Annotated in this window: 21 protein-coding genes, 1 other RNA gene and 1 pseudogene; 2 read left to right on the plus strand and 21 right to left on the minus strand. The window is 73.0% G+C overall.

What is annotated here, in order from left to right; genetic code table 11:
* Positions 1-149: 149 nt before the first annotated feature.
* The 20 genes and pseudogenes from ACQPXS_RS16105 to ACQPXS_RS16200 all read right to left on the minus strand — a co-directional run bounded on the left by ACQPXS_RS16105 (position 150) and on the right by ACQPXS_RS16200 (position 18,242).
* A complete protein-coding gene (locus ACQPXS_RS16105; RefSeq protein ID WP_433449958.1) occupies positions 150-884 on the minus strand; it encodes a 2-hydroxychromene-2-carboxylate isomerase in 735 nt (244 codons plus the stop codon).
* Positions 881-1,627 carry a 3-oxoacyl-[acyl-carrier-protein] reductase gene (gene fabG, locus ACQPXS_RS16110; RefSeq protein ID WP_433449960.1) on the minus strand — a complete coding sequence of 249 codons (747 nt, stop codon included), beginning with the start codon at positions 1,625-1,627 and terminating at the stop codon, positions 881-883. Before fabG ends, ACQPXS_RS16105 begins: the two co-directional genes overlap by 4 nt.
* A 12-nt stretch (positions 1,628-1,639) precedes the next feature.
* Entirely contained in the window at positions 1,640-2,143 is a 504-nt protein-coding gene (locus ACQPXS_RS16115; protein ID WP_433449961.1) for a 3-hydroxyacyl-ACP dehydratase FabZ family protein, read from the minus strand.
* Positions 2,140-2,568 (minus strand): 3-hydroxyacyl-ACP dehydratase FabZ family protein, encoded by a 429-nt coding sequence (locus tag ACQPXS_RS16120; protein WP_433449963.1) that lies wholly within the window; start codon positions 2,566-2,568, stop codon positions 2,140-2,142. The genes ACQPXS_RS16115 and ACQPXS_RS16120 overlap by 4 nt, the downstream gene beginning before the upstream one ends.
* Positions 2,565-2,828, minus strand: a complete 264-nt coding sequence (locus ACQPXS_RS16125; RefSeq protein ID WP_433449964.1) for an acyl carrier protein — start codon at positions 2,826-2,828, stop codon at positions 2,565-2,567. The genes ACQPXS_RS16120 and ACQPXS_RS16125 overlap by 4 nt, the downstream gene beginning before the upstream one ends.
* 50 nt (positions 2,829-2,878) lie before the next feature.
* Entirely contained in the window at positions 2,879-3,994 is a 1,116-nt protein-coding gene (locus ACQPXS_RS16130) for a beta-ketoacyl synthase N-terminal-like domain-containing protein (RefSeq protein ID WP_433449965.1), read from the minus strand.
* Positions 3,995-4,042: 48 nt separating this feature from the next.
* A complete protein-coding gene (locus tag ACQPXS_RS16135) occupies positions 4,043-4,858 on the minus strand; it encodes an SDR family oxidoreductase (RefSeq protein WP_433449966.1) in 816 nt (271 codons plus the stop codon).
* Positions 4,842-5,900: a beta-ketoacyl synthase N-terminal-like domain-containing protein gene (locus tag ACQPXS_RS16140; protein WP_433449967.1), complete on the minus strand. Its 1,059-nt coding sequence runs from the start codon at positions 5,898-5,900 to the stop codon at positions 4,842-4,844. The genes ACQPXS_RS16135 and ACQPXS_RS16140 overlap by 17 nt, the downstream gene beginning before the upstream one ends.
* Entirely contained in the window at positions 5,897-7,093 is a 1,197-nt protein-coding gene (locus tag ACQPXS_RS16145; protein WP_433449968.1) for a beta-ketoacyl synthase N-terminal-like domain-containing protein, read from the minus strand. Before ACQPXS_RS16145 ends, ACQPXS_RS16140 begins: the two co-directional genes overlap by 4 nt.
* Positions 7,090-8,064 carry an acyl-CoA thioesterase gene (locus tag ACQPXS_RS16150; RefSeq protein WP_433449969.1) on the minus strand — a complete coding sequence of 325 codons (975 nt, stop codon included), beginning with the start codon at positions 8,062-8,064 and terminating at the stop codon, positions 7,090-7,092. Before ACQPXS_RS16150 ends, ACQPXS_RS16145 begins: the two co-directional genes overlap by 4 nt.
* Before the next feature lie 60 nt (positions 8,065-8,124).
* Complete coding sequence (locus ACQPXS_RS16155; protein ID WP_433449970.1) at positions 8,125-9,042, minus strand: alpha/beta fold hydrolase; 918 nt, start codon at positions 9,040-9,042, stop codon at positions 8,125-8,127.
* The gene (locus tag ACQPXS_RS16160; RefSeq protein WP_433449972.1) at positions 9,039-10,076 is read right to left on the minus strand and encodes a beta-ketoacyl synthase N-terminal-like domain-containing protein; all 1,038 of its coding nucleotides are present in this window, start codon (positions 10,074-10,076) and stop codon (positions 9,039-9,041) included. Before ACQPXS_RS16160 ends, ACQPXS_RS16155 begins: the two co-directional genes overlap by 4 nt.
* Positions 10,077-10,099: 23 nt before the next feature.
* Positions 10,100-11,293 (minus strand): beta-ketoacyl-[acyl-carrier-protein] synthase family protein, encoded by a 1,194-nt coding sequence (locus ACQPXS_RS16165; protein WP_433449973.1) that lies wholly within the window; start codon positions 11,291-11,293, stop codon positions 10,100-10,102.
* Complete coding sequence (locus ACQPXS_RS16170; protein WP_433449974.1) at positions 11,290-12,576, minus strand: beta-ketoacyl-[acyl-carrier-protein] synthase family protein; 1,287 nt, start codon at positions 12,574-12,576, stop codon at positions 11,290-11,292. The genes ACQPXS_RS16165 and ACQPXS_RS16170 overlap by 4 nt, the downstream gene beginning before the upstream one ends.
* Before the next feature lie 34 nt (positions 12,577-12,610).
* On the minus strand, positions 12,611-12,880 hold the full coding sequence (locus tag ACQPXS_RS16175; RefSeq protein ID WP_365721463.1) for an acyl carrier protein: 270 nt from the start codon (positions 12,878-12,880) through the stop codon (positions 12,611-12,613).
* Between the two features lie 89 nt (positions 12,881-12,969).
* Positions 12,970-13,791 (minus strand): helix-turn-helix transcriptional regulator, encoded by an 822-nt coding sequence (locus ACQPXS_RS16180; protein ID WP_433449975.1) that lies wholly within the window; start codon positions 13,789-13,791, stop codon positions 12,970-12,972.
* A 747-nt stretch (positions 13,792-14,538) separates the two neighbouring features.
* An RNA gene (rnpB, locus tag ACQPXS_RS16185) (RNase P RNA component class A) lies at positions 14,539-14,941 on the minus strand.
* 118 nt (positions 14,942-15,059) lie between these two features.
* A pseudogene (locus ACQPXS_RS16190) lies at positions 15,060-15,839 on the minus strand (DMT family transporter); the annotation flags it as partial.
* Between the two features lie 22 nt (positions 15,840-15,861).
* Complete coding sequence (locus ACQPXS_RS16195; RefSeq protein WP_433449976.1) at positions 15,862-16,683, minus strand: helix-turn-helix domain-containing protein; 822 nt, start codon at positions 16,681-16,683, stop codon at positions 15,862-15,864.
* A gap of 122 nt (positions 16,684-16,805) precedes the next feature.
* Positions 16,806-18,242, minus strand: coding sequence for an RNB domain-containing ribonuclease (locus tag ACQPXS_RS16200; RefSeq protein WP_433449977.1), 1,437 nt, complete (start codon positions 18,240-18,242; stop codon positions 16,806-16,808).
* 74 nt (positions 18,243-18,316) lie between these two features.
* Between ACQPXS_RS16200 and yaaA the strand changes: the two genes are divergently transcribed.
* Positions 18,317-19,099 (plus strand): peroxide stress protein YaaA, encoded by a 783-nt coding sequence (gene yaaA, locus ACQPXS_RS16205; RefSeq protein ID WP_433449978.1) that lies wholly within the window; start codon positions 18,317-18,319, stop codon positions 19,097-19,099.
* A 73-nt stretch (positions 19,100-19,172) separates the two neighbouring features.
* The gene (gene eda / locus ACQPXS_RS16210) at positions 19,173-19,835 is read left to right on the plus strand and encodes a bifunctional 4-hydroxy-2-oxoglutarate aldolase/2-dehydro-3-deoxy-phosphogluconate aldolase (RefSeq protein WP_433449979.1); all 663 of its coding nucleotides are present in this window, start codon (positions 19,173-19,175) and stop codon (positions 19,833-19,835) included.
* On the opposite strand, the gene ACQPXS_RS16215 is transcribed toward eda, so the two are convergent.
* On the minus strand, positions 19,807-20,964 hold the full coding sequence (locus ACQPXS_RS16215; RefSeq protein WP_433449980.1) for a bifunctional RNase H/acid phosphatase: 1,158 nt from the start codon (positions 20,962-20,964) through the stop codon (positions 19,807-19,809). The two genes, eda and ACQPXS_RS16215, sit on opposite strands and share 29 nt — an antisense overlap.
* Between the last annotated feature and the right edge of the window lie 22 nt (positions 20,965-20,986).

The following is a 20,986-nucleotide window of genomic DNA, read 5'->3' on the forward strand; positions in this document are numbered from 1 at the left end:
ATATCTCCGATATGCGGCCTTGCGGTGCTTTGCGGCAGAAGGGGCTTGCCTTCACTCCGCGCCCGTGGGCGGGCCGCCGTACCGCACCCTGAAGGGGAGGTGATGCCGTACGGCGGCCCCGGGACACAGCCGCGATGGGGCCGGCAGGCTCAGCCGCATCCCCCCGCGTGCCCGTCGTCGACGGACCGTGCGGGCTCGGTGAGCGGGATCGCCGGGTCGTCCGGGGGCTCCGCGAGAGCGGGGTTCTTCCCGGTGAGTGCCGCGACGAAGGCGGGCAGTCGGTCGACGCCCCAGTACTTGTCGTAGTGGTCGACGAAGAAGGGCACGCCGAAGACACCGTCACGCTGTATCTCCAGCAGGATCCGCACCCCCTCCGCACGCAGCTCCGGGTCGTCCGCGGCGGCGGCCAGTTCCCCGGGGTCCAGGCCCAGTTCGGCGCCGAAGCCGGCGATCACCGACCGGTCGCAGACGTCCTGCCCGAGTTCCCAGCGGGCCCGGGCGGCGAGCGCGATGTACTCGGGCCCCCTGCCGTGCCGTGCCGCGGCCAGGTACCCGAGGTGCGGCACCTCCCACACGGGATCCCGGTCCACCGGCCAGCTGAACGCCAGCCCCCGCTCGGCGGCCAGCCGCCGCACGTCCTGGAGGATGTAACGGTGCTTCTCCGGGGACATGGGGGTGTAGGGGAAGGAGCCACCGGCTTCGGCCAGCAGCTTGCGGCTCAGCTCGTCCGGCTCGAAGAACGGCACCCATTCCAGGGCCGCGGCGGTGCGCGGGTGCCGCTGGAGGAGGTCGCGGTAGGCGAGCCAGGAGTACGGGCTGCGCAGCGAGAAGTAGAAGCGCGGGGGACGCCTGGCGCGGCGGGCCCCGCGGGCCGTGGCACTCACAGGGCGATACCGCCGTCCACCTGGAAGACCTGCCCCGTGATGTACGACGCCTCGGGCGAGACCAGGAAGGCGACGAGCGAGGCGACGTCCTCGGCGCTGCCGAAGCGCTTGAGCGGGATGCGGCCCAGCATCTCCTTGGCCGTCTTCGGCGGCAGCGCCGACGTCATGTCGGTCTCGATGAAGCCGGGTGCCACCGCGTTGGCGCGGATCCCGTGCCGCCCGGCCTCCTTCGCGAAGGAGCGGGTGAAACCGATGATCCCGGCCTTCGACGCCGAGTAGTTGGTCTGGCCCGCGTTGCCGGCCACTCCGGCGACGGAGGAAAGGGTGACCACCGTGCCGCCACCCCGCCTGATCATCGGGAAGGCCACCGATCGGCACAGGTTGTAGGTGCCGTCCAGGTTGGTGCGTACCACGGCGTCCCAGTCCTCGTCCGGCATCAGGGCCAGCGGGCTGTCCCGGGTGATGCCGGCCGAGGTGACCGCGGCCGACGGCGGGCCGAGTTCGTCCTCGGCCGCGGCGACGAAGTCCCGTACCTGGGTGCGGTCGGCCACGTCCACGCGCCGGGAGAGCACGCGCCGCCCCTGCGCCCGCACCGCCTTCTCCACGAGGGCCGCCGCCTGCTCGTCGGAGCGGTAGCAGAAGCCGATGTCGTAGCCGTCCCTGGCCAGGCGTTCGACGACCGCGCGGCCGATGCCGCGCGACCCCCCGGTGACCAGTGCGACCTTGTCGCTCTGTGCGGACATTGCGTCATCTCCTCACACGTTCAGCAGGGTGCGTTCGGCGGCCGGGCGCAGGTCGGCCACATCGCGCAGCGCCACCACGAACGTGCCGACCCGCAGCACCTCGCGGCCGCCGGCGTACGTCGCGCCCGCGAGGATCGCCGTCTCGTCGACGGCCTTCACCAGGCGCACCCGGTGCTCCAGGACGTCACCCGGGTAGGCGCGCACGCCCACGGTCACGTCGTTGATGGACCCCGCCAGCTCGACCTTTCCGGCCAGCACGTCCGGGTTGGGCGCCTCCCACACCGACAGCAGCACCGCGGACTGGGCCCACGACTCGATGACGAGGGAGGTCGGATAGGCGTAGTCGGCCGGAGCGGCGTCCTGGCCGAGCCGGGCGTAGCAGGGCTCGTTGCCGGAGACGGCCTTGATCGCGGTCAGGCTCTCGCCCGGCGCCACCCGCGTGACCCGGTCGACCAGGAGAATCTGCCCCCGGTGCGGGATGGTGTTCTTGATCCGGTCGATGCCGTACCCGGTCACTGCGTGCCCTCTTCCCGGTCACGGCCGTGCCCGAGGCGATAGCGCAGGCGGATGTCCGCGACCTTGCCCCGGTTGGTGGCCACGGCCGCCTTGAACAGCAGCCCGGCCGCGCTGTCGGCGACGGACACGTCGGCCAGCACGCGGTCGCCCGGGAAGACGGGCCGGTGGAAACGGCAGCGCTCCATGGCGAGAAGTTCCACGTCACCGCCGTCCGCGCCGTCCGCAGCGGGCGCGTTGGTCCTGGCCCACTGGCGCACCGTGCGGTCGGCGGCCTCGATGAGGAACACGCCGGGCAGCACCGGAAAGCCCGGGTAGTGACCGGCGAGGACGGGGTCGTCGTCCATCGGGGCCTCGAAGACGGTGGCCGCGCCCTCGGCGTTGCTGCGGATCAACTCCAGTTCGCCCAGTGGCGAGGCGGCGCTCAACGGGACTCCCGCAGCTTGTGGTCGAGCAGTTCGTAGGTGCCCTGGAGGGAGGTGATGGAGGCCAGCTCGGTCTCGGCGAGCCGCACCCCGTACTCCTTCTCCAGCCGCACCGTGATCTCCAGCGCCATCAGGGAGTCGACGTCGAGGTCCTCCATGAAGTGGGCGCCGTCGGTGACCTCGGCCACGTCCAGGTCGAGGACTTCCGCGACCAGGTCACGCAGTTGTTCCTTGTCCAGCCCGGATGTGGTGGTGTCGGCCATGGTGTGCACGCGTCCTTTCGGGTGATGGGTGTGCGAGTGCGAGGGCTGCGTCACCGGACTGCGGTGCGCAGGACGACGGCGCCGGTCTGGCCGTCCGGGTCGACGGAGGTGACGAGCACCGGCCGGTCCGCCTCGGCTGTCAGGGCCGCGGCGAGCTGGAGCGAGGCGGAGGCCGCGCCGCAGTCGCCGGTCAGCCGGCGCAGCCGCAGCCGGGGCGGCCGGTGTTCGCCGAAGATGCGCGCGAGCGCCGCGTCCTCACGGGCGCCCAGCGGCCCGCCGCTGTCGGAAGGCACCAGCAGTTCGACGTCCTCGGGGCGCACGTCGGCCTCCTTGAGGGCCTCGGTGACGGCCCGGGCGACGGCCTCTCCGGCCCGCTCGGGGTCGGTGAAGGCGATGAACCGGGCACCGGCCGGCGCGGCGTGGGCGGTCCGGCCGTGGGCGCGGGCCCTGGAGAGCGGTTCGAGCAGGAAGAGCGCGCAGCTCTCGCCGAGCGGTCCGGCGGGCTGCCGGTGCGGTCCACCGGTGCGGCCGCGGTACTCCAGCCAGGCACGCTCGGTCGAGAACTCCTCCACGGCGCCGCACAGCACGGCCTCGCAGTGCCGCTGACGCAACAGCCGGGCCGCGTAGTTCAGGGCGAGCAGACCGGTCAACGCGCCACCGGCCACCGTGGTGTTGGGCCCGCGCAGCGTGTGCCAGATGGCGCTCTGGCCCGCGGCCCGGTTCATCACCGTGTTCGGGAACAGCGCCGGGTCGACGTGGAAGGGCTTCTCGCCGGTCAGTGAGTCCCGGGTGAAGTCCATGATGCTCTGCACGCTGCCGTGCCCGGTGCCCAGCACCATGCCCACCGCTTCCGGGTGGTCCTGGGCGAGGCCCGGTCCGGCCTGCTCCAGCAGCATGCCGGCGGTCGCGACGGCGAGCGCTGTGGCGCGGTCCATCGCCCGGGTCCCCTTGCGGCCCAGCACGGCCCGCACGTCGAAGTCCGGTATGCGGCCAGCCCGTTCGTACGGGCCGAGGTCCGCCGCTCCGTCACCGGGGCGCACCGCCTCGCGGTTGCCCCGCACGCCTTCGGTGAAGGCCTCGGCGCCCAGCCCGTACGGCGACGCCACGGACCAGCCGGATACGACCAAGGGGTCCGGGTCCGCCCCGGTGGCAAGACTGACACTCATCGCTGTCTGCTCCTGAAGGTGGAAGTCGTGAAGGGAACGGCGGCGGGCTCAGCCCCAGGCGCCCGCGGCGGCGTGCAGCTCCGCCCCGTCGACGCCGATGGTGTTGCCGGTCAGCCACGAGGACTCGGTCCGGGAGAGCAGTGCGACGGCGTCCGCGACGTCCTCGGGACGCGTCAGACGGCCGTGCGGGTTGTTCTCGGCGGCGCGCTCGAGGTAGCCGGCGTGTTCCGGAATGCGGCGCAGGGCGGGGGTGTCGGTGGTGCCCGCGCGCAGGGCGTTCACCGCGATGCCGCTGGTCGCCAGCTCACACGCCAGCTGCCGGACGTGGGACTCCAGGGCGCTCTTGGCCGCGGAGACCGCGCCGTAGCTGGGCAGGTGCTGCGAGGTGCCGGCGCTGGTCATCGCGTACACCTTGGAGCCGGGGCGCAGCAGACCGGCGGCGCGTAGATCCTGAGTCCAGTACACGAGGCTGTTGGCCATGACGTCGAGGGTCATCTCCAGTTGCCGCGCCGTGATCTGCTTCTCCCAGCCCTCGCGCGGCAGGAAGGGCACCAGGGTGCCGAAGGCCAGCGAGTGGACCAGGATGCGGACGCCGCCGCCGGAACCGGTCAGTTCGGCGAGCTCGGGGACGAGCCGTTCGCGGGTGGCGCGCGCGGCCGCGTTGGCGTTGAAGAAGTGTGCTTCGACGCCCCGCCCGCGCAGGTCGGTGACGAGCGCCTCGACCTCCTCGGCGCGAGCCGCCGTGTCGAAGTGCACGCCGGCGATGTTGACCCCCTCGTCGGCGAGCCCGAGGGCGATGGCCCGGCCGATACCGCTGGAGGCCCCGAGGATCAGGCACCAGCTCTCCTCAAGCGGTTTCAGCATGCTGTGACTCCTGTGTGTGGTGAGGCGACAGGGGGCGGACGCGAACCAGGGCGACATGACCGGCGCCGGTCGCGCAGACCACGAGCCGGTCCTCGCCCTCCGGCGCGGTGACGGCCTGGGCAACGGCCAGGGCGGGGCCCACGCAGCCGGTCCGCCGCGGCGGGAGCGGCCGGCCGGGTCCGGCGGGGTCGTCGGCGGCGGACGGCTCCGGCCGGCGTACCGGGACGCCGGTGAGCGCGGCCGCCACCGCTTCGGAGACCGCGGAGGAGTCCAGGTCCGGGTGGACGGTCACGGGCGGGTCCGCCGGCCCGGCCAGGGGGGCGAGCGCCTCGGCGAGGACACGGTGGGCGCGGGCGCGCCCGGCGGCACCCTCCAGCGCCGCCGGCGGCACGAACAGCGAGCGGGTCCGCAGGGTGGCGCGGACTGTGGCCCCCCGGGTCCGGGCCGCCGCGGCGGACTCCAGGGTGAACGCCACGGCGCCCTGTTCGCCCCCGCCTCCCCGGGCGGCCGGGACGGGCTCCTCGGCCGCGGCCATCACCAGCGTGTCGCACCGGCCCGACGCCAGGGCGAGGGCGCCGGCGGGCAGCGCGTCCACCGCGGCCGTGCGTGCGGTGGCGACGGTCAGGGCGAAGCCGTTCAGCGAGAGCTCGGCGGCCAGCCGGTTGCCCAGGACGTTGACCGCGAAGTAGGGGGCCGAGGCCGGGGAGATGCCGGCCGCCCCCTCGTCCACGACGGTCGTGTCCATGCTGTCGAACAGACCGGCGAGACCGCCGTTGGTGGCGAGCAGGAGGCCGCGCCGGTCGGCCGGGTACGCGTCGGGACGTCCTCCGTCCGCCAGTGCCGCACGGGCCGCGGCGAGGACGTACTGGGCAGCCGGGGGAAGGTACTTGTAGCCGCGGGGGCCGAGTCGCTCGCGGTGGTCGAACCATGTGCCGGCCGGAGACGGTACGGCCGCGGCCGTCCGCGGGTCGTCGCCCCACGGGGTCACGACGCCCACGCCGGTGACGGCGAGTTCGGCCGGAGCCGGACACCGGGTGTTCACCGCGGTTCACCCCCGTCGCCCGGTCCCGGCCCGCCGGCCATCACCAGTGAGGCGTTGTTCCCGCCGAACCCGTACGCGCTGACCAGCACCCGGCGGGCCGTCGTGGGCAGCGGCACCGGCGCGCCCTGCGGCAGCAGCACCTCGCACTCCGGGTCCTGCTCCTTGAGCGGCACGTTCGGCGGGATGACGCCGTGCCGCAGGATCAGCGCCGCCGCGACCGCGCCGAGCGCGGCGGACGCGCCGCCACAGTGGCCGAGCAGCGCCTTGAGGCTGTACAGCGGCAGATGGGCGGCGCGTTCCCCGAAGACCCGGTGCAGGGCGCGGCTCTCCAGGACGTCGTTGAGCCGGGTTCCGGTGCCGTGCGGGATGACACAGCCCACTTCGTGCGCCGCGTCGCCCACGGCCTCGCGCATGGCCCGCACGATCTGCTCGGCGTCGGCCCGGGGGGCGGTCGGATGGTCCGCGTCGCAGCTCCACGCGGCGCCTTCGAACCTCAGCGCCCGACTTGAGGACGACGGGGCCGACGCCCCCCGTGCCCGGGCGTGCGCGGCCGACTCCACGACGAGGACGCCCGCGCCCTCGGCGAACACGGTGCCGCCGCGGTCGCTCTCGAAGGGGCGGCAGCGCTCGGGGTCGACGGCGCCGAGTCGGTTGAAGCAGCCGAGCGCCACCCGTGAGTACGCGTCCGACCCGCCGGCGATCACGATGTCCGCCTCGCCCGCGCGCACCAGGTCCGCCGCGACACCCAGGGCGTAGCCGCCAGCCGCGCAGGCGTTGGCGACATCGTGGACCGTGGCGAACAGCTCCAGTTCACCGGCGAGCGCCGTCGCGAGGCGGAACGGCGGCAGCCATCCCTCGGCACCCCGGCCACGCTCGTTGGACCCCGGCTCGCCCATGCAGCTGCCGAGGACCACGGCCGTACGGGCGGCGGCCAGGGACGCGGCGTCGAGTCCGGCGTCGGCCAGCGCCTCGGCGGCGGCGAGCGAGGCGAACCGGGTCGCCCGCTCGGCCGCCAGGTCGGGATCCGGCACCAGGCTGATCAGCGGCAGGTCCATGCGGGCGAGCGGGTCCGCCGGCCGGTCGGGCAGGCGGGTACCGGCCGCCGTCATGGCCTGCCACAGCAGGTCCGCGCCGGCACCGTGGCAGGTGACGGCGCCGACCCCGGTGACCACGACCTCGACCTCGTGGTTCATGCCGTCCGGCCCTCCAGGGCCGCGTTCATCCGGTCGTCGAAGGGCACCAGGGACCAGTCGCGACGGTTCTCGATCACCGCGTAGCCGTGGGTGATCCGGCCGGTCGCGGTCTGCACGAGCCGTCCGTCGCGCACCACGTAGGTGTCCATGCGCGAGTCGTACGTGAAGCCCTTGAAGACGCTCTCGACGGTGAGGACGACATAGAGGTCCTCCTCCATGCGCGCCTCGTCGAGGACGGTGATGCGCGAGTGCGGCACGACCGGGATCCAGTTCTGCTCGTCCAGCAGCGTCTTGATGGACACGCCGCGGTCGGCGACCAGGCGGTCCTTGGCCTCCTCCATCAGGCGCAGGTAGCCGGACATCTGCTGGCGCTCGGTGAAGTGGCAGTACCAGTAGGGGATCCGGAACTTCCACGCGTAGGCGTTGCGCCCGGCCGTCAGTTCCTTGACCAGGTCGTCGGCGGCGAGGTCCACCTCGACGGGCTCCGGCGTCCAGCCGGGCTCCGCCGCGAGCCGGTCGACCGCGAACGGCGCGAGCGCGGCCGGCACGGGCTGCGCGCCGCCGCCCCGCGGGTCGAGGCGGAGCTGCACCCTCACGGTCGAGGTGACGGCCTTGAGCAGGGTCTCGCGCCGCACGTGCAGCGTGACGGCGAAGACCAGTTCGCCGTCCTTCGCCCTGCGGTGCGGCCTCACCTCGGCGACGGCCGTGTCGTCGATGTGGAAGGCGTGCAGGATGCGGGTGTCGATGTCGACTATGTCCGTGCAGAGGCCGTACACCTCGTAGAGGGTCCCCGGGGCGATGCCCGCCTGCCTCAGGTGGTTCAGGACGGCTTCCTCGACGAGGTAGTTGACATGCTTGAACCCGATCCAGGTGCAGATGTTGGAGCCCTCGTAGCGGGGGCGGATCTCCAGTCGGCTGGGTTCCTTCAGGGCGAGAACCGAGGCGGCGAGGTCAGCGGTGTGGGTGGTCACGTCGACTCCGGTGCTTAGAGGTGGAGTTGCGGAAAGGTGGCAGAGCGGGAGGTGGAACGGTCAGGAGGCGACGCGGGTGGTGGGTGCCGTGCCGCCTGCGAGGCCGGGAAAGACCTCGTCCAGCAGCCCGTGCACCGCGTCCGCGAAGCGCTGCGGCTGTTCGGCCATGGCGAAGTGGCCGCAGCTCCCGAAGAGTTGGAACCTGCCGTCGGGCAGGGCGGCGGCCAGCGCCTTGGCGTCGTCCGGCGGGGCGGCGAAGTCGTCCGCGCCGGCCACCACGAGCACCGGCAGGCGCAGCGCGTCGACGTCGAGCCAGGGACTGCGCAGATACGCGCCGAAGAACTGTTGCCAGCCGTACGGCCCGATCCGGTCCCGCACCCGCTGCGCCATAGCGCTGCGCAGGTCGGGCCGGATGCGGTCCCCCGCGCTGATTCTCAGCCCCTCCTCCAGGATGCGGTGGAAGCCGCCGAGGTAGTACAGGGCGTCGTCCCAGGTGAACTGTTCGGGGCTGCGCCGGTGGAAGGGGGCGACCACCACCGCGGCCCGTGGCCCGTGGCCGGTACCCCGGCGCGCGAGGGCCTCCAGGGCCGGCCCCGCGGTGAAGGAGTGCGCGACGACCGCGTCCGCCCCGCCGGGCACCCCGTCCAGGGCGTGCTCGACGTGGTCCGCCGGGTCGTCCGTCCGGCTCCACTCGGGATCTCCCTCGGCCCCCCACGGCAGCACGGCTTCCCAGATCTCGACGCCGGCCAGTGCCAGCCGTTCGTATGCCCGCCACACGGACGTGCTGCCGGCCAGCCCGTGCAGGAGCAGCACCCGGACCGGTCGGCCGGCGGCCCGGGGCGCGCGCCGGCGGCGGACCACGGCGACGCGGTGTCCACCCCGCCCCAGCAGCCCACCGGGCCCGGCCGGGGCACCCGATCCGCCGGAGCCGGCGGGGCCGGCCCCGGCATCCCCGCCCGGCGGGTCCTGCGTCCTCATCGGGCGGTGCCCGCGAGCCGGGGCGCGACGGCGTCCGGCACGGTCAGGATCAGCGCCGCGCTCGCGTCGTCCCCGCCCGCGTCGCCGGTGCCCGCGCTGACGAGCACCACGTCGTCGTCCGCTCCGCCGCGGCCTTCCAGCCAAACGGCCGCCGCCGCGCACTGCAGCACGCCGAGCGCGCCGGACGAAGCGCCATGGAGCGCGGTCAGGTCGTGCACCGGGACGCTGCCCACCCCGGCGCCGAGGCCCGGTGCGGGGGCTCGCACCCCTTCGGGATGCTCGGGTACGCACCACAGCCCCACCCGGCCCGGATGCAGGGCCCGCACCTCGGCGACCGCGTCGGCGTGGCCGCCCCGGCGGGCGTACGGGCCGATGGCGGCCAGCGGGCGCACCCCGCGGGCCTCGGCCGACGCGGCCGACTCGACCACGAGCGCCACCGAACCGTCGAACAGGTCGGGAGCATCGCCCAGCTCGTCCGGGGCGGCTTCCGGCACCCCCGTGACATGCCGTACGGCCGGATTGTCGGGCTCAACCCCGAGGACGAGCATCCGCTCCACCCGGCCCGAAGCGATCAGCAGCCGGGCCCAGTTGACGGCGTCGAGTCCGGAGGTCGGCCCGTTGCACAGCGTCAGGTTGGCGCCGCGCAACCCGTGGGTGATGGCGACCCAGGAGGCGACGACGTTGCTGGAGGTGGCGGGCAGCATCATGGGACTGGTCGCCAGGTAGCCGGACTCGGCGATGGTCGACACGGTCTCGCAGACCGTGTCGACGTTGCCGTAGTTGGTGCTCGCGGTCACGCCCACGCTCTCGCCCGGGACCGTCAGGGCGCCCGTCCCGTCGGTGAGTCCGGCGGCGCGCAAGGCGTCCCGGGCCGCCACCATGGCGAGCTTGGTGGCCCGGTCCTTGTACCGCAGTCCGCGCCCGGTGAGCCGGGAGACCGGGTCCACCGCCTGGCGGTGGTCCGCGGGCAGCGGCCTGAGCAGGTCCTGCGGTCCCGGCACCCCGCGGACCGCGGTGCCCAGTCCTGTGATCACGGCAGGCGCCGTGCGTACGCTCCTCACTGGTCCGCTCCCTCCCGATGCCCCGCGGCGCTGCCGGGGCCCTCGGCCCGCTCCACGACCGCCACGGCGTTGAGTCCGCCGAACCCGAACGAGTCGATCTGCGCGACGCGCAGCGGCTGCCGCGGCCGCTCGGCCGTGCCTCGCACCAGGCGGAAGCCCGCGACGGCGTCCACGGGGTCGTCGAGGTACACGGTGGGCGGGACGATCCCCGTCCGCATGACGTCGACGGCCGTGACCAGGCTGTGCAGCCCCGAAGCGCCCGCGGTGTGACCGGTCATCGACTTGATGGCCGTCATGTACGGCGACGCGGCGAGCCCCGTGAACACCGAACCCAGTGCGGTGGACTCGGCTTCGTCGTTCAGCGGCGTGCCGGTGCCGTGCAGCATGACCAGGTCGATGTCGGCGGGCCGCACGCCGGAACGCCGGTGCGCCTCCTGGACCACCGCGGCGATGCTCTTGGCGTCGGGTGCCGAGGGGTGGTACGCGTCGCAGTTGACCGCGACGCCCCGCACCCTGGCGTGCACTCGGGGCGCGGCGCCGGGCCCGTCGCTCTCCCTGCGCAGCACCACGGCCACCGCGCCCTCGCCCTGGAGCATGCCGCGCCGGCCCCGGTCGAACGGCCGTACCCGGTCGGGGGCCTCGGGGTAGCAGCGGTCCAGCAGCCCGTAGGTGCTCTCGGTGATGGTGTCGACACCGGCGACGACGACGGTGTCCGCCGCACCCTGGTCGAGCAGATCCGCGCCCAGGGCCAGGGTGTACAGCGAGGCCGAGCACGCGTTGGCCACGGTGTGGGTGTCGGCGGCGCCGAAGCGGCGCCGCAGCATGGTGCCGAAGTGCAGATCGGACGCGTCGAAGGGGATGTTGTCGCGCCACGAGAGTTCCACCGAGCGCAACTCGCGCAGGGTGGTGCCGACCAGCACCGGAACGCGTGACAGGTCGTCGCCGAGCCCCGCGTCCGCCGCGGCCGCCGCGACGGCCTGCTCCAGCCAGCGCGTGGCCCGCAACGGCCGGTCCACGCCGGGCGCCGGGCGGTCGTCGATCTCGTAGGCCACCCGGGCACGGAACTTGTCGCGGTCGTATCCGCGCAGCGGCGCAAGTCCGCTGCGGCCGGCGACCAGCGAGTCGAAGATCTCCTCGACGCTGCGGCCGATGCTCGCGACGGCGCCCATTCCGGTCACGATCCAGCTCATGCCGCCCTCCGGTAAGCACCGAGGATCAGGACGGCGTTGTTGCCCCCGAATGCCAGGGCGTTGTTCTGCACCACGTTCAGCTCCGCCTTCACGGCCTCGTTGGGCACGCAGTCGACGGCGCATTCGGGGTCGGTCTCGCGGTGGTTGATCGTCGGGGGAATGAACCCCTCGGTGATCGCCAGCGCGCAGGCGGCGGCGGCGACGGCGCTGGCCGCGCCCATGCTGTGGCCGATCATCGACTTGATGGAGACGGTGCGCGGCATGGCGTCCGCGCCGAAGACCTGACGGATGGCGCCCGCCTCGGTGATGTCGTTCGCCCTGGTTCCGGTGCCGTGCGCGGAGACGAAGTCGATCTGGTCCGGGGTCACGCCCGCGTTGCGGTGGGCGATCTCCATGGTCCGCGCGACGCTGTCGCGGTCCGGGGCGACCGGGTGCAGTGCGTCGCAGGCGAGCCCGTAGCCCAGGACCTCGGCGTAGATCCGGGCCCCGCGGGAGAGCGCGGAGTCGAGACTCTCCATGAGGAGGATGCCCGCGCCCTCTCCGGTGAGAATGCCTTCGCGGTCCTTGTCGAAGGGACGGCAGACCTCGGGAGCGACCGTGCCGAGCCGGTAGAAACCGGTGAACGTCTTGCGGCACGCGGCGTCGGCGCCCCCGCACAGCGCGATGTCGACGTCGCCGCTGCGCAGGGCGTCGTAGCCGTACCCGACCGCGTAGTTCCCCGCCGCGCACGCGGTCGGGATCGTCACGGCCTCCACGTCCTCCAGTTCGAGCTCGCGGACGATGCCGGCCGACAGGCGTCCGGCCGGGACGCGCCGGGCGACGACGGGGTCGTACTTCTCGGGGCCGGTCGCCACGCCCGCGGCGACGAGCTGGTCCAGATCGCGGGATTCCCCGTCCGTGGTGCCCACGGACACCAGCGACCGGCGAGCTCGTACGTCGGCCGCGGTCAGGCCCGCGTCCTCGACCGCCATCCGCGCGGCGGCGACCGAGAACTGGCTCGCCCGGCCCAGCTCTTCGGGGTGCTGCCGGGTGATCCAGCGCCCGGGCTCGAAGTCGGTGACCTCGCAGCCGTTGGCATGGGCGAACCCGGTCGTGTCGAACGCGGTGATCGGCTTGACGCCGCTGCGTCCTTCACGGAGTCCGGCGGTGAAGGCCTCGACACCGATGCCGATGCTGGTGATCACACCGAGCCCGGTGATCACCACCCGGCGCCCGTCGGCCCCGCGGCCCTGGACCTGGCGACCGCTGCGAACGCGTGTGTCCGTGCTGATCGAAGCATTCATCGAAGTTCACCCATCCGGCGATCGAGAACGGCGATCAGTGCTGGGCGGCTTCGGCCACCACCGCGTACACGCCCTCCAGGTTGACCATCCGGCTCAGCTCGGCCTGGTCGATGGTCACCTTCTGCGTCCGCTCCAGAGCGGCGAGGATCTCGATGGCGCGGAGGGAGTCCGCGTCGTGCTCCTCCTTGAAGAGGCTGGTCTCGGTGACCTCGTCCTCGTCGATCTCGAGGATGTCGCAGACGATCTCCTTGATCTCCTGCTTGCGGGCAGCGTCAAGGCCGTTCGTAACGCTCGCGTTGGTCATCTCGACTCCAATGAGGGATCCGTGCCGGCGTCCGGCGACTGAGCCGTCCGTGTGATGGGTCGAGGGTGGAATGGGCGGCTATACGCGGCCTATACGGCTTCTGCTTCGTCGACCCAGCCCAGCTGGGCGGCGCGCAACCCCGCCTGGAAACGGCTGCGGGCGCCGAGCCGGCTCATCAGCTCGGCGGTGATCCGGCGCCCGGTGCGTACGGACACGCCCAGCTTGCGGGCGACGACCTCGTCCGTGAGCCCCTCGCCGAGCAGCCGCACGACGGCCTTTTCCTGCGGCGTGAGCTCCCCCTCGCTGCGCTCCCTGTGCTGCGGCCGGCCATCGGCGAACGGGGTGGCGTTCGCCCATACCCGCTCGAAGAGTTCGCAGAGCGCGACGATGACACCGCGGCCGTTCACAACGAGGGCTCCGGCCGCGGAGTCGTCGGGATCGGTGGGCACCACGGCGTGGACGCGGTCGAACACCAGCATCCGGCAGGGCAGCGAGGCCGTGGTGCGCACCTCGTCGCCGTGGGAGTGCAGCCAGCGCAGGTGCTCCACCGTCGCCGGGTCGTTGTGGACGCTCTCCAGATAGACGCTGCGCATGGCCACGCCGCGCAGGGCCAGGTCCTGGGTGAGGGGCTGGCTGGCCAGGCGGCTCGCCTCGCTCTGCGGACCGCCGGTCGCGAAGGCGAGCAGCTCGGACTCGCACTTCCGGGTCAGCCCCTCGATGCGCAGCCGTATCTCTTCCAGGCCGTTGAGCCGTTCGATCGCCGAGCCCCGCAGGTCCTGATGCGCCGCGTTGTAGTCGTCGATGAACCGGGACACTTCCGTCCGCGCGTCCGCGAGTTGCTGCTGGCGCACCAGGAGCTCGTTCTCCTGGCGCGCCAGAAGTGCCTCGAGGGCCACCTCCGGGCTCACCACGCGGAGATTTTCCGGCGCCCCCCAGGCCGGCTTTACGAGAGAAAGGCGGACACATTCGTCCAGCGCGGAGCGGACTAACTCGCGCGACCATCCCAGCGAGGCGGCGAGGTCATCTACCCCGCTTTCAGGATTCCTCAACATCGATCGGTAGATCTCGGACACATGGGACGACAGACCCAAGGGGTCCAACATCTGCACTCCTCCCCCGTCGATCGCACACACGCCCGAACATTATGTTCGAGTCGAAATTAGTTCGCAACGAATATGCAACGTTGCGGAGGGAAGTGGACACACAAGTAGGGCCCGCCTCTGCGAAGCGGGCCCTTTTCAGTCACCGACGGCCGGATATCAACCCCAGATGGGGTCTCCCTGACTGCCGTCCGAACTATCCGATTCGACCGACACCGCACCCCAGATCGGATCCTGAGCAGGAGCGGCCACCGACGCGGCGGCCCGCGCCGGAGCCGACACCGAGGCACTCGCGACAGTCAAGGCGCCCGCAGCCGCAATGATTGAAAGGGCGACAACGGCACGCGACAGACTCTTCCGCATGAAAAGAATTCCCCCATAGAAAAGAACATCGTTCAAATTCTCGATCGGAAGCTCGTCGATCGACCCACAAATTGTCGCCGATACGCACCGGGAATCGCCACGAAAACTGAATGCAGGGACCTGCACTGGCAGTACACTGACAGCGGAACCCAGAATTCCGAATTCCCGCGTCAGGTTTCTGTGAGGTCCCGAGGGCAGACGAGTCGGGCTGTACGCCGGGTTCTGTTCCCCGGTGTCCTCGCGGACGCCGGGGCGACGGCCATCCATCTAGGGCCGGTGTTGCCACCGGCCTCGTGCGGTCTACCCGCGGACTCGGGCGGGCAGCCCTCGAGCGTCCGCGCAGAAGCACCGGAGTGCTTCCTCTTGACCTTGCTCCGGGTGGGGTTTACCTAGCTGCCCAGGTCACCCTGGGCACTGGTGGTCTCTTACACCACCGTTTCACCCTTACCAGGGGCCGGAGCCCCGGGCGGTTTGCTTTCTGTGGCACTGTCCCGCGGGTCACCCCGGGTGGCCGTTAGCCACCACCCTGCCCTGTGGAGCCCGGACGTTCCTCGGGAAGCCCCCTAGGGGGACTCCACGCGGCCGTCCGCCCGGCTCGTCTGCCGTGTCGACCATGGTACCGGGCGCCTGGAGCGGCGCGGACCCGCGGCCGCCGTCGCCAGGACCGAGCCCGTCAGGATCAGGGCGAAGGCCACCAGGACCGTGGGCGTCAGCGGCTCGCTCAGGAAGATCGCGCCCGCCGCCACAGCCACCGCCGGGTTGACATACGTGATCACCGTCGCCCGCGTCGGGCCCGCCTCCTTGATCAGCTCCAGGAACGCCACGAACGCCACCGCCGTGCAGAGCACACCCAGGCCGGCCAGCGCCGCCAGCACGGAGGACGAGGGGATGGACGACGGCCACGCCACCGCCGCCAGCGGGGCGTAGACCACCGCCGCCAGGGTCAGGCAGGCCGACGTCAGGTGCAGCGACGGGACGTCCTTCATGCGCCGCGCGGCTATCAAGGGAGCCGTCGCGTAGCCGACGACCGTCACCAGGACCTCGGCGAGAGAGCGGGCGTCACCGCCGGTCAGGTGGGGCAGGGTCAGGACCGTCACGCCGGCCAGGCCCAGGGCGAGACCAGTCAGGCGGCGGGCTCCCAGGTGTTCCGTGTCGCCCAGGAGGCGGATCGCGATCACGCCGACGATCGGTACCCCCGCGATCAGCAGGCCCGACGTCGAGCTGGACAGGTGCCGTTCGGCGTCGGTGAGGGTGAACCAGGGGATCATGATCTCCAGGCACGCGAAGGCCAGCATGGGGCGCCAGTGGGTGCGTACGGTCGCGAGCAGTCCGCCCTGGCGTACGGCGAACGGGAGCAGCAGGGCCGCGCCGAGCGCACAGCGCGTGAACACCAGCGTCGGCGGGGACACCTCCGCCACCGCCACCTTGATCAGCAGATAGGGGATGCCCCAGACCACTCCCATCAGGGAGAACAGGAACCAGCCGCGTGCAGTCATACGGCGAGTTTCGGCCGGCCCCTCACCTGGCGTCTTGAACGCTGTTGCGGTACGCCGCCGGCGTCACCCCGAGCACCCGGCGGAACCAGCGGGTCAGGTGCGCCTGGTCGGCGAAGCCCACCAGGCCGGCCACCTCCGCCGGGCGCAGGCCCGCCTCCAGCAACCCGCGCGCCCTGTGCACCCGGTACTGGGCGAGCCAGGCGTACGGCGGTATGCCCATCGCCGTACGGAAGGCCCGCAGGAGCTGGTACCGGGACAGGCCCAGCTCGGCCGCGAGGCCCGCCAGCGTCGGGGGCGCGGTGAGTTCGTCGGCGAGGCGGTCGCGGACCGTCAGGGCGATCGCGGCCGCGCCGGGGATCTCGTCGGAGGCGGACCTGGCGGTGGAGTGGCGGCGGGCCAGGGCCGTCAGCAGCCAGGGGAGCCGGGATTCGGCCTCCAGCGGGTCGGGGCAGGCGCTGAGTCCGGTGTGGGCGAGGCGCAGGGCCGTGGCCAGTTCGGGGTCGTCGAGGAGCGGTTCGCGAAAGTGCGGGAGGCCGCCGAGGGTGCCGTCGGCCAGCAGGGACGGCTCGGCGTACAGGGCGCGGTAGGCGTAGCCGTCGGTGGCGTTGCCGGGACCGCCGGTGTGCATCTCGCCGGGGTCGAGGACGACGATCGTGCCGGGGCCGGTACGGATGTGGCCGCCCCGGTAGTCGATGACCTCGCTGCCGCCGACGCAGACGCCGATCGTGTACTCGGCGTGGGCGTGCGGGGCGTAGGTGTGGCGGCGGAAGTTCGCCGTCAGGAGGTCCAGCGGAGGTCCGCCGCTGCCCAGCCGGGCGCGCGTCCACAGCGCCTGTTCCGCCATCCCCCATCACCCCTCCCGGCCAAGGGTGCAACGCTTTCGGGCCTCACTTCATGCCGCGTCCGGGCCGGCTCCCCGGGAAACCGGCCCGCCTGCGACGTTCGTCCGTACGCTCGCCGGCGCGCTCACGCCGGAACGAACAGGATCTTCGTCGTCCCCGGCTCGGCCCGGCTGAGCCGGACCCGCAGGCGTTCGCCGAGCGGCAGCCGGTCGCCCTCGATGCGGCCGATGACCGCCGGGGAGTCCACCTGGACCGTGCCGACGGTCGGCCGGTGCTCGTCGACCTCCACCACACAGCCCTCGAAGACGTCCCCGACCCGGTCCTTGAGCAGGGCCGCCTCCACGATGTCCACGCACTCGCGCTCGACGGTGCCGGCGATCCGGGCGCCGTCGGCCATCCGCCGGGGCAGCGCGTCGAGCGCGTCGCGCACCCAGTCGGGCGGGGCCTGGCCGGCGACCGCCGCGAGGCAGATCTCCGAGGCGTAGCGGTCGGCGAGGCGGCGCAGCGGGGCGGTGCAGTGGGTGTAGGGGGCGGCGACGGCGGAGTGGGTGGTGATCGCGGGGAGGACGCCGTCACGGAACACCGTGTAGCCGGAGCCGCGCAGCAGGGTGGTGCACTCCTGGAGGAAGGCCGCGTGGCGGGTGTCGTGCGGGTCCAGGGTGCGGATCAGCGCGGCGTACGACACATGGTGCGGCCAGTCGATGTGCAGCGCGGTGGCGGTGCGGCGGAGGCGGGCGACGGCGCCGTCGGGGGCGGCGGGGAGGGTGCGCAGGATGCCGGTGCCCTGCGCGAGCATCAGGTCGGCGGCGGCCATCCCGGTGAGCAGGGAGAGCTGGGCGTTCCAGCCGTCGGCGGGCAGCGGGGCCCGGTAGCGGAGCACGTAGGTGTGGTCCTGCTCGGTGATCTGCTGCTCTGGCACGTTCAGGGAGATGCCGCCGCGCTCGGTCTCCTGCCGTCCCCGGGCCTCGCCGATCTCCTTGAGCAGCGCGACCGGTTCCTCGGCCGTCCCTGCGTCGATCTCCTTCTGCACGCGCGCGTAGTCGAGCCTGGCGCGGCTGCGGACCAGGGCGCGGCGCACGTCGACGGCGAGGGTCCGGCCCTCCGCGTCCAGGTCGATCGTCCACAGCACGGCCGGGCGGACCTGGTCGGGCAGCAGGCTGGCCGCGCCCTCGCTGAGCACGGTGGGGTGCAGCGGCACCTTCCCGTCGGGGAAGTACAGGGTGTTCACCCGGCGGTGCGCCTCGGCGTCCAGCGCTCCGCCGGGCACGACGAAGGCGGCGACGTCGGCGATGGCGTACCGGACCCGGTAGCCGGTGCCCTGCCGGGAGAGGTGGGTGGCCTGGTCCAGGTCGGCGGAGGCCGGGGGGTCGAGCGTGAAGAAGGGGATGTCCGTGGCGTCGTACGACGGCAGGGCGGGCGGCGTCTTCGCGGCGCGCTCGGCCTCTTCGCGGACCTGGGGCGGGAAGGCGGCCGGGATGCCGAGTTCGGCGCGCAGGGCGGCCAGGGCGGCCCGCAGCGGCGCCTCGGGGGCACCGGTCACGCGGATCTTGCGGCGGGGCATACAGCGAGCGTAGGTCGGGGGCGCCGGGGCGGCACGCCGTACCCTGTCGCGGAGGTCTACGTAAGGAGTACGTGTTGCTGGTCCTGCTGCCGCCGTCGGAAGGCAAGGCGAACTCGGGCGAGGGCGCCCCGCTGGAGCTTTCCTCGCTCTCCCTGCCGGGCCTGACCGCCGCGCGGCGGGCCGTGCTCACCGAGCTGGTCGAGCTGTGCACCGGTGACGAGGAGAAGGCGCGCGAGGTGCTCGGACTGAGCGAGGGGCTGCGCGGCGAGATCGCGAAGAACACCGCCCTGCCGACGGCAGGTGCCCGCCCCGCCGGGGAGATCTACACCGGTGTCCTCTACGACGCCCTCGGCCTGGCCACGCTGGAGGCGGCGGCGCGCAGGCGTGCGGCGGACTCGCTGCTGGTGTTCTCCGGGTTGTGGGGCGCGGTGCGGGTGACGGACCCGATCCCCTCCTACCGCTGCTCGATGGGGGTGAGGCTGCCGGGTCTCGGCGCGCTGGCCGGGCACTGGCGGGCGCCGATGGCCGAGGTGCTGCCGGAGGCGGCCGGGGACGGGCTGGTGCTGGATCTGCGCTCCTCCGCCTACGCGGCGGCCTGGAAGCCGAAGGGCGAGCTCGCGGGCCGCACGGCGACCGTACGGGTGCTGCACGCGCCGACCCGGAAGGTGGTCAGCCACTTCAACAAGGCGACCAAGGGCCGGATGGTGCGGAGCCTGCTGACGGCCGGTACCGCGCCGAAGGACCCCGCCGAGCTGGTGGAGGTGCTGCGGGAGCTCGGCTACGTCGTGGAGGCGCAGGCACCGGGCAGGCCGGGCAAGGCGTGGTCGCTGGACGTGCTGGTGGAGGAGATCCACTAGCCGCCTTCACGAGCGTATTGCAACATGCGCAACGCTCATTGCGAATAGTGCAGCTGCTGGGCACGATGAGGGCATGACCTCACCCCTGCCCTCCTCTTCGGCTGCCTCCGTGCTGGATCTCGCCCCCGTCGTGCCCGTGGTGGTCGTCTCCGACGCCGCCGACGCCGTACCGCTGGCGCGGGCGCTGGTGGCGGGTGGGCTGCCGGCGATCGAGGTGACGCTCAGGACGCCGGGGGCGCTGGACGCGATCCGCGCGATCGCCGGTGAGGTGCCCGAGGCCGTCGTCGGCGCGGGCACGGTGCTCACACCGGAGCAGGTCGGGGCGTGCGTGGCGGCAGGGGCGCGGTTCCTGGTCAGCCCCGGGTGGACGGACACGCTGCTGGAGGCGATGCGCGGGTCCGGAGTGCCGTTCCTGCCGGGGGTCTCGACCACCTCGGAGGTCGTGGCGCTGCTGGAGCGCGGGGTGCGGGAGATAAAGTTCTTCCCGGCGCAGGCGGCGGGCGGTACGGCGTATCTGCGGTCGCTGGCCGGGCCGTTGCCGCAGGCCCGCTTCTGTCCCACGGGCGGGATCGGCCCGCAGACCGCGCCCGAGTATCTGTCCCTGCCCAACGTCGGCTGCGTGGGCGGCAGTTGGATGGTCCCGGCGGACGCGGTGGCCGCCGGGGACTGGGCGCGGATCGAGGAGCTGGCGCGGGGCGCCGCGGGGCTCAGGGACGCAGGTGGGACGTGTCGTTGAACAGCCGCACGCTCGCGTTGCCGTCCGCGTAGTACGCCACCGCCGACAGGGAGGCCGCCGACAGTTCCATCCGGAACACGGACTCGGGCGGGGCGCCGAGGGCGAGGCGGACGAAGGTCTTGATCGGGGTCACATGGCTGACCAGCAGGACCGTGCGGCCGGCGTGGGCGGCGACCAGCTTGTCGCGGGTGGCGGCGATCCGGGTGGCCGTCTCGGCGAAGCTCTCGCCGCCCCCGGTGGGGTGGGCCTCCGGGTCGGCGAGCCAGGCGTTCAGATCGTCGGGGTGGCGGTCGCGGACCTCGCCGAAGGTGAGGCCCTCCCAGGCGCCGAAGTCCGTCTCGCGCAGGCCGTCCTCGATCGTCACGTCCAGACCGAGGCGGGTGGCGACGACGGCCGCGGTCTCACGGGTGCGGGTGAGGGGGGAGGCGATGACGGCCTCGATGGTGCCGCGCCGGGCGAGCGCCTCGGCCGTGCGGTGGGCCTGTTCTCGGCCGGCGGCGGAGAGGGAGGGGTTGGTGCCGCCGCTGCCGGAGAAGCGCTTCTGGGGGGTGAGGGGGGTTTCGCCGTGCCGGAGCAGCACGAAAGTCGCCGGTGCGCCGAGGTCGGGGGCGCTGCTCCAGCCAGGGGCGCCGGACAGGTGCTGCTCGCTGCCCGCAGCCGCGGCGGCAGCGGTCGAAGCGGCCAGTGCCGCCGTCGACTCCGAGGCCGACCACTGCTCCCCCCTCGATCCCGCGTCCATCGCCTCGTTCGCCAGGCGGTCCGCGTGCTTGTTCTGCTCGCGGGGGATCCACTCGTAGGTGACCTGCTCCGGCGGGAAGACCGACCTCGCCTCCGCCGCCAAGGGCTTCATGTCGGGGTGCTTGATCTTCCAGCGCCCCGACATCTGCTCGATGACGAGCTTGGAGTCCATGCGGACGTGCACCATCGCGGCCGGGTCGAGGGTGTGGGCGGCGCGCAGGCCGGCCACGAGGCCCCGGTACTCGGCCACGTTGTTCGTGGCGACGCCGAGGTATTCCGCCGCCTCGGTCAGCGGCTCGCCCGTGACCGCGTCCCGCACCACCGTGCCGTAGCCCGCGGGCCCCGGGTTGCCCCGCGACCCGCCGTCCGCCTCGACGATGAACTCCCGCACTCCTGAAGCCCCTTACCGGCTC

The organism is Streptomyces sp. CA-142005, assembly GCF_050942335.1.
Lineage (GTDB): Bacteria > Actinomycetota > Actinomycetes > Streptomycetales > Streptomycetaceae > Streptomyces.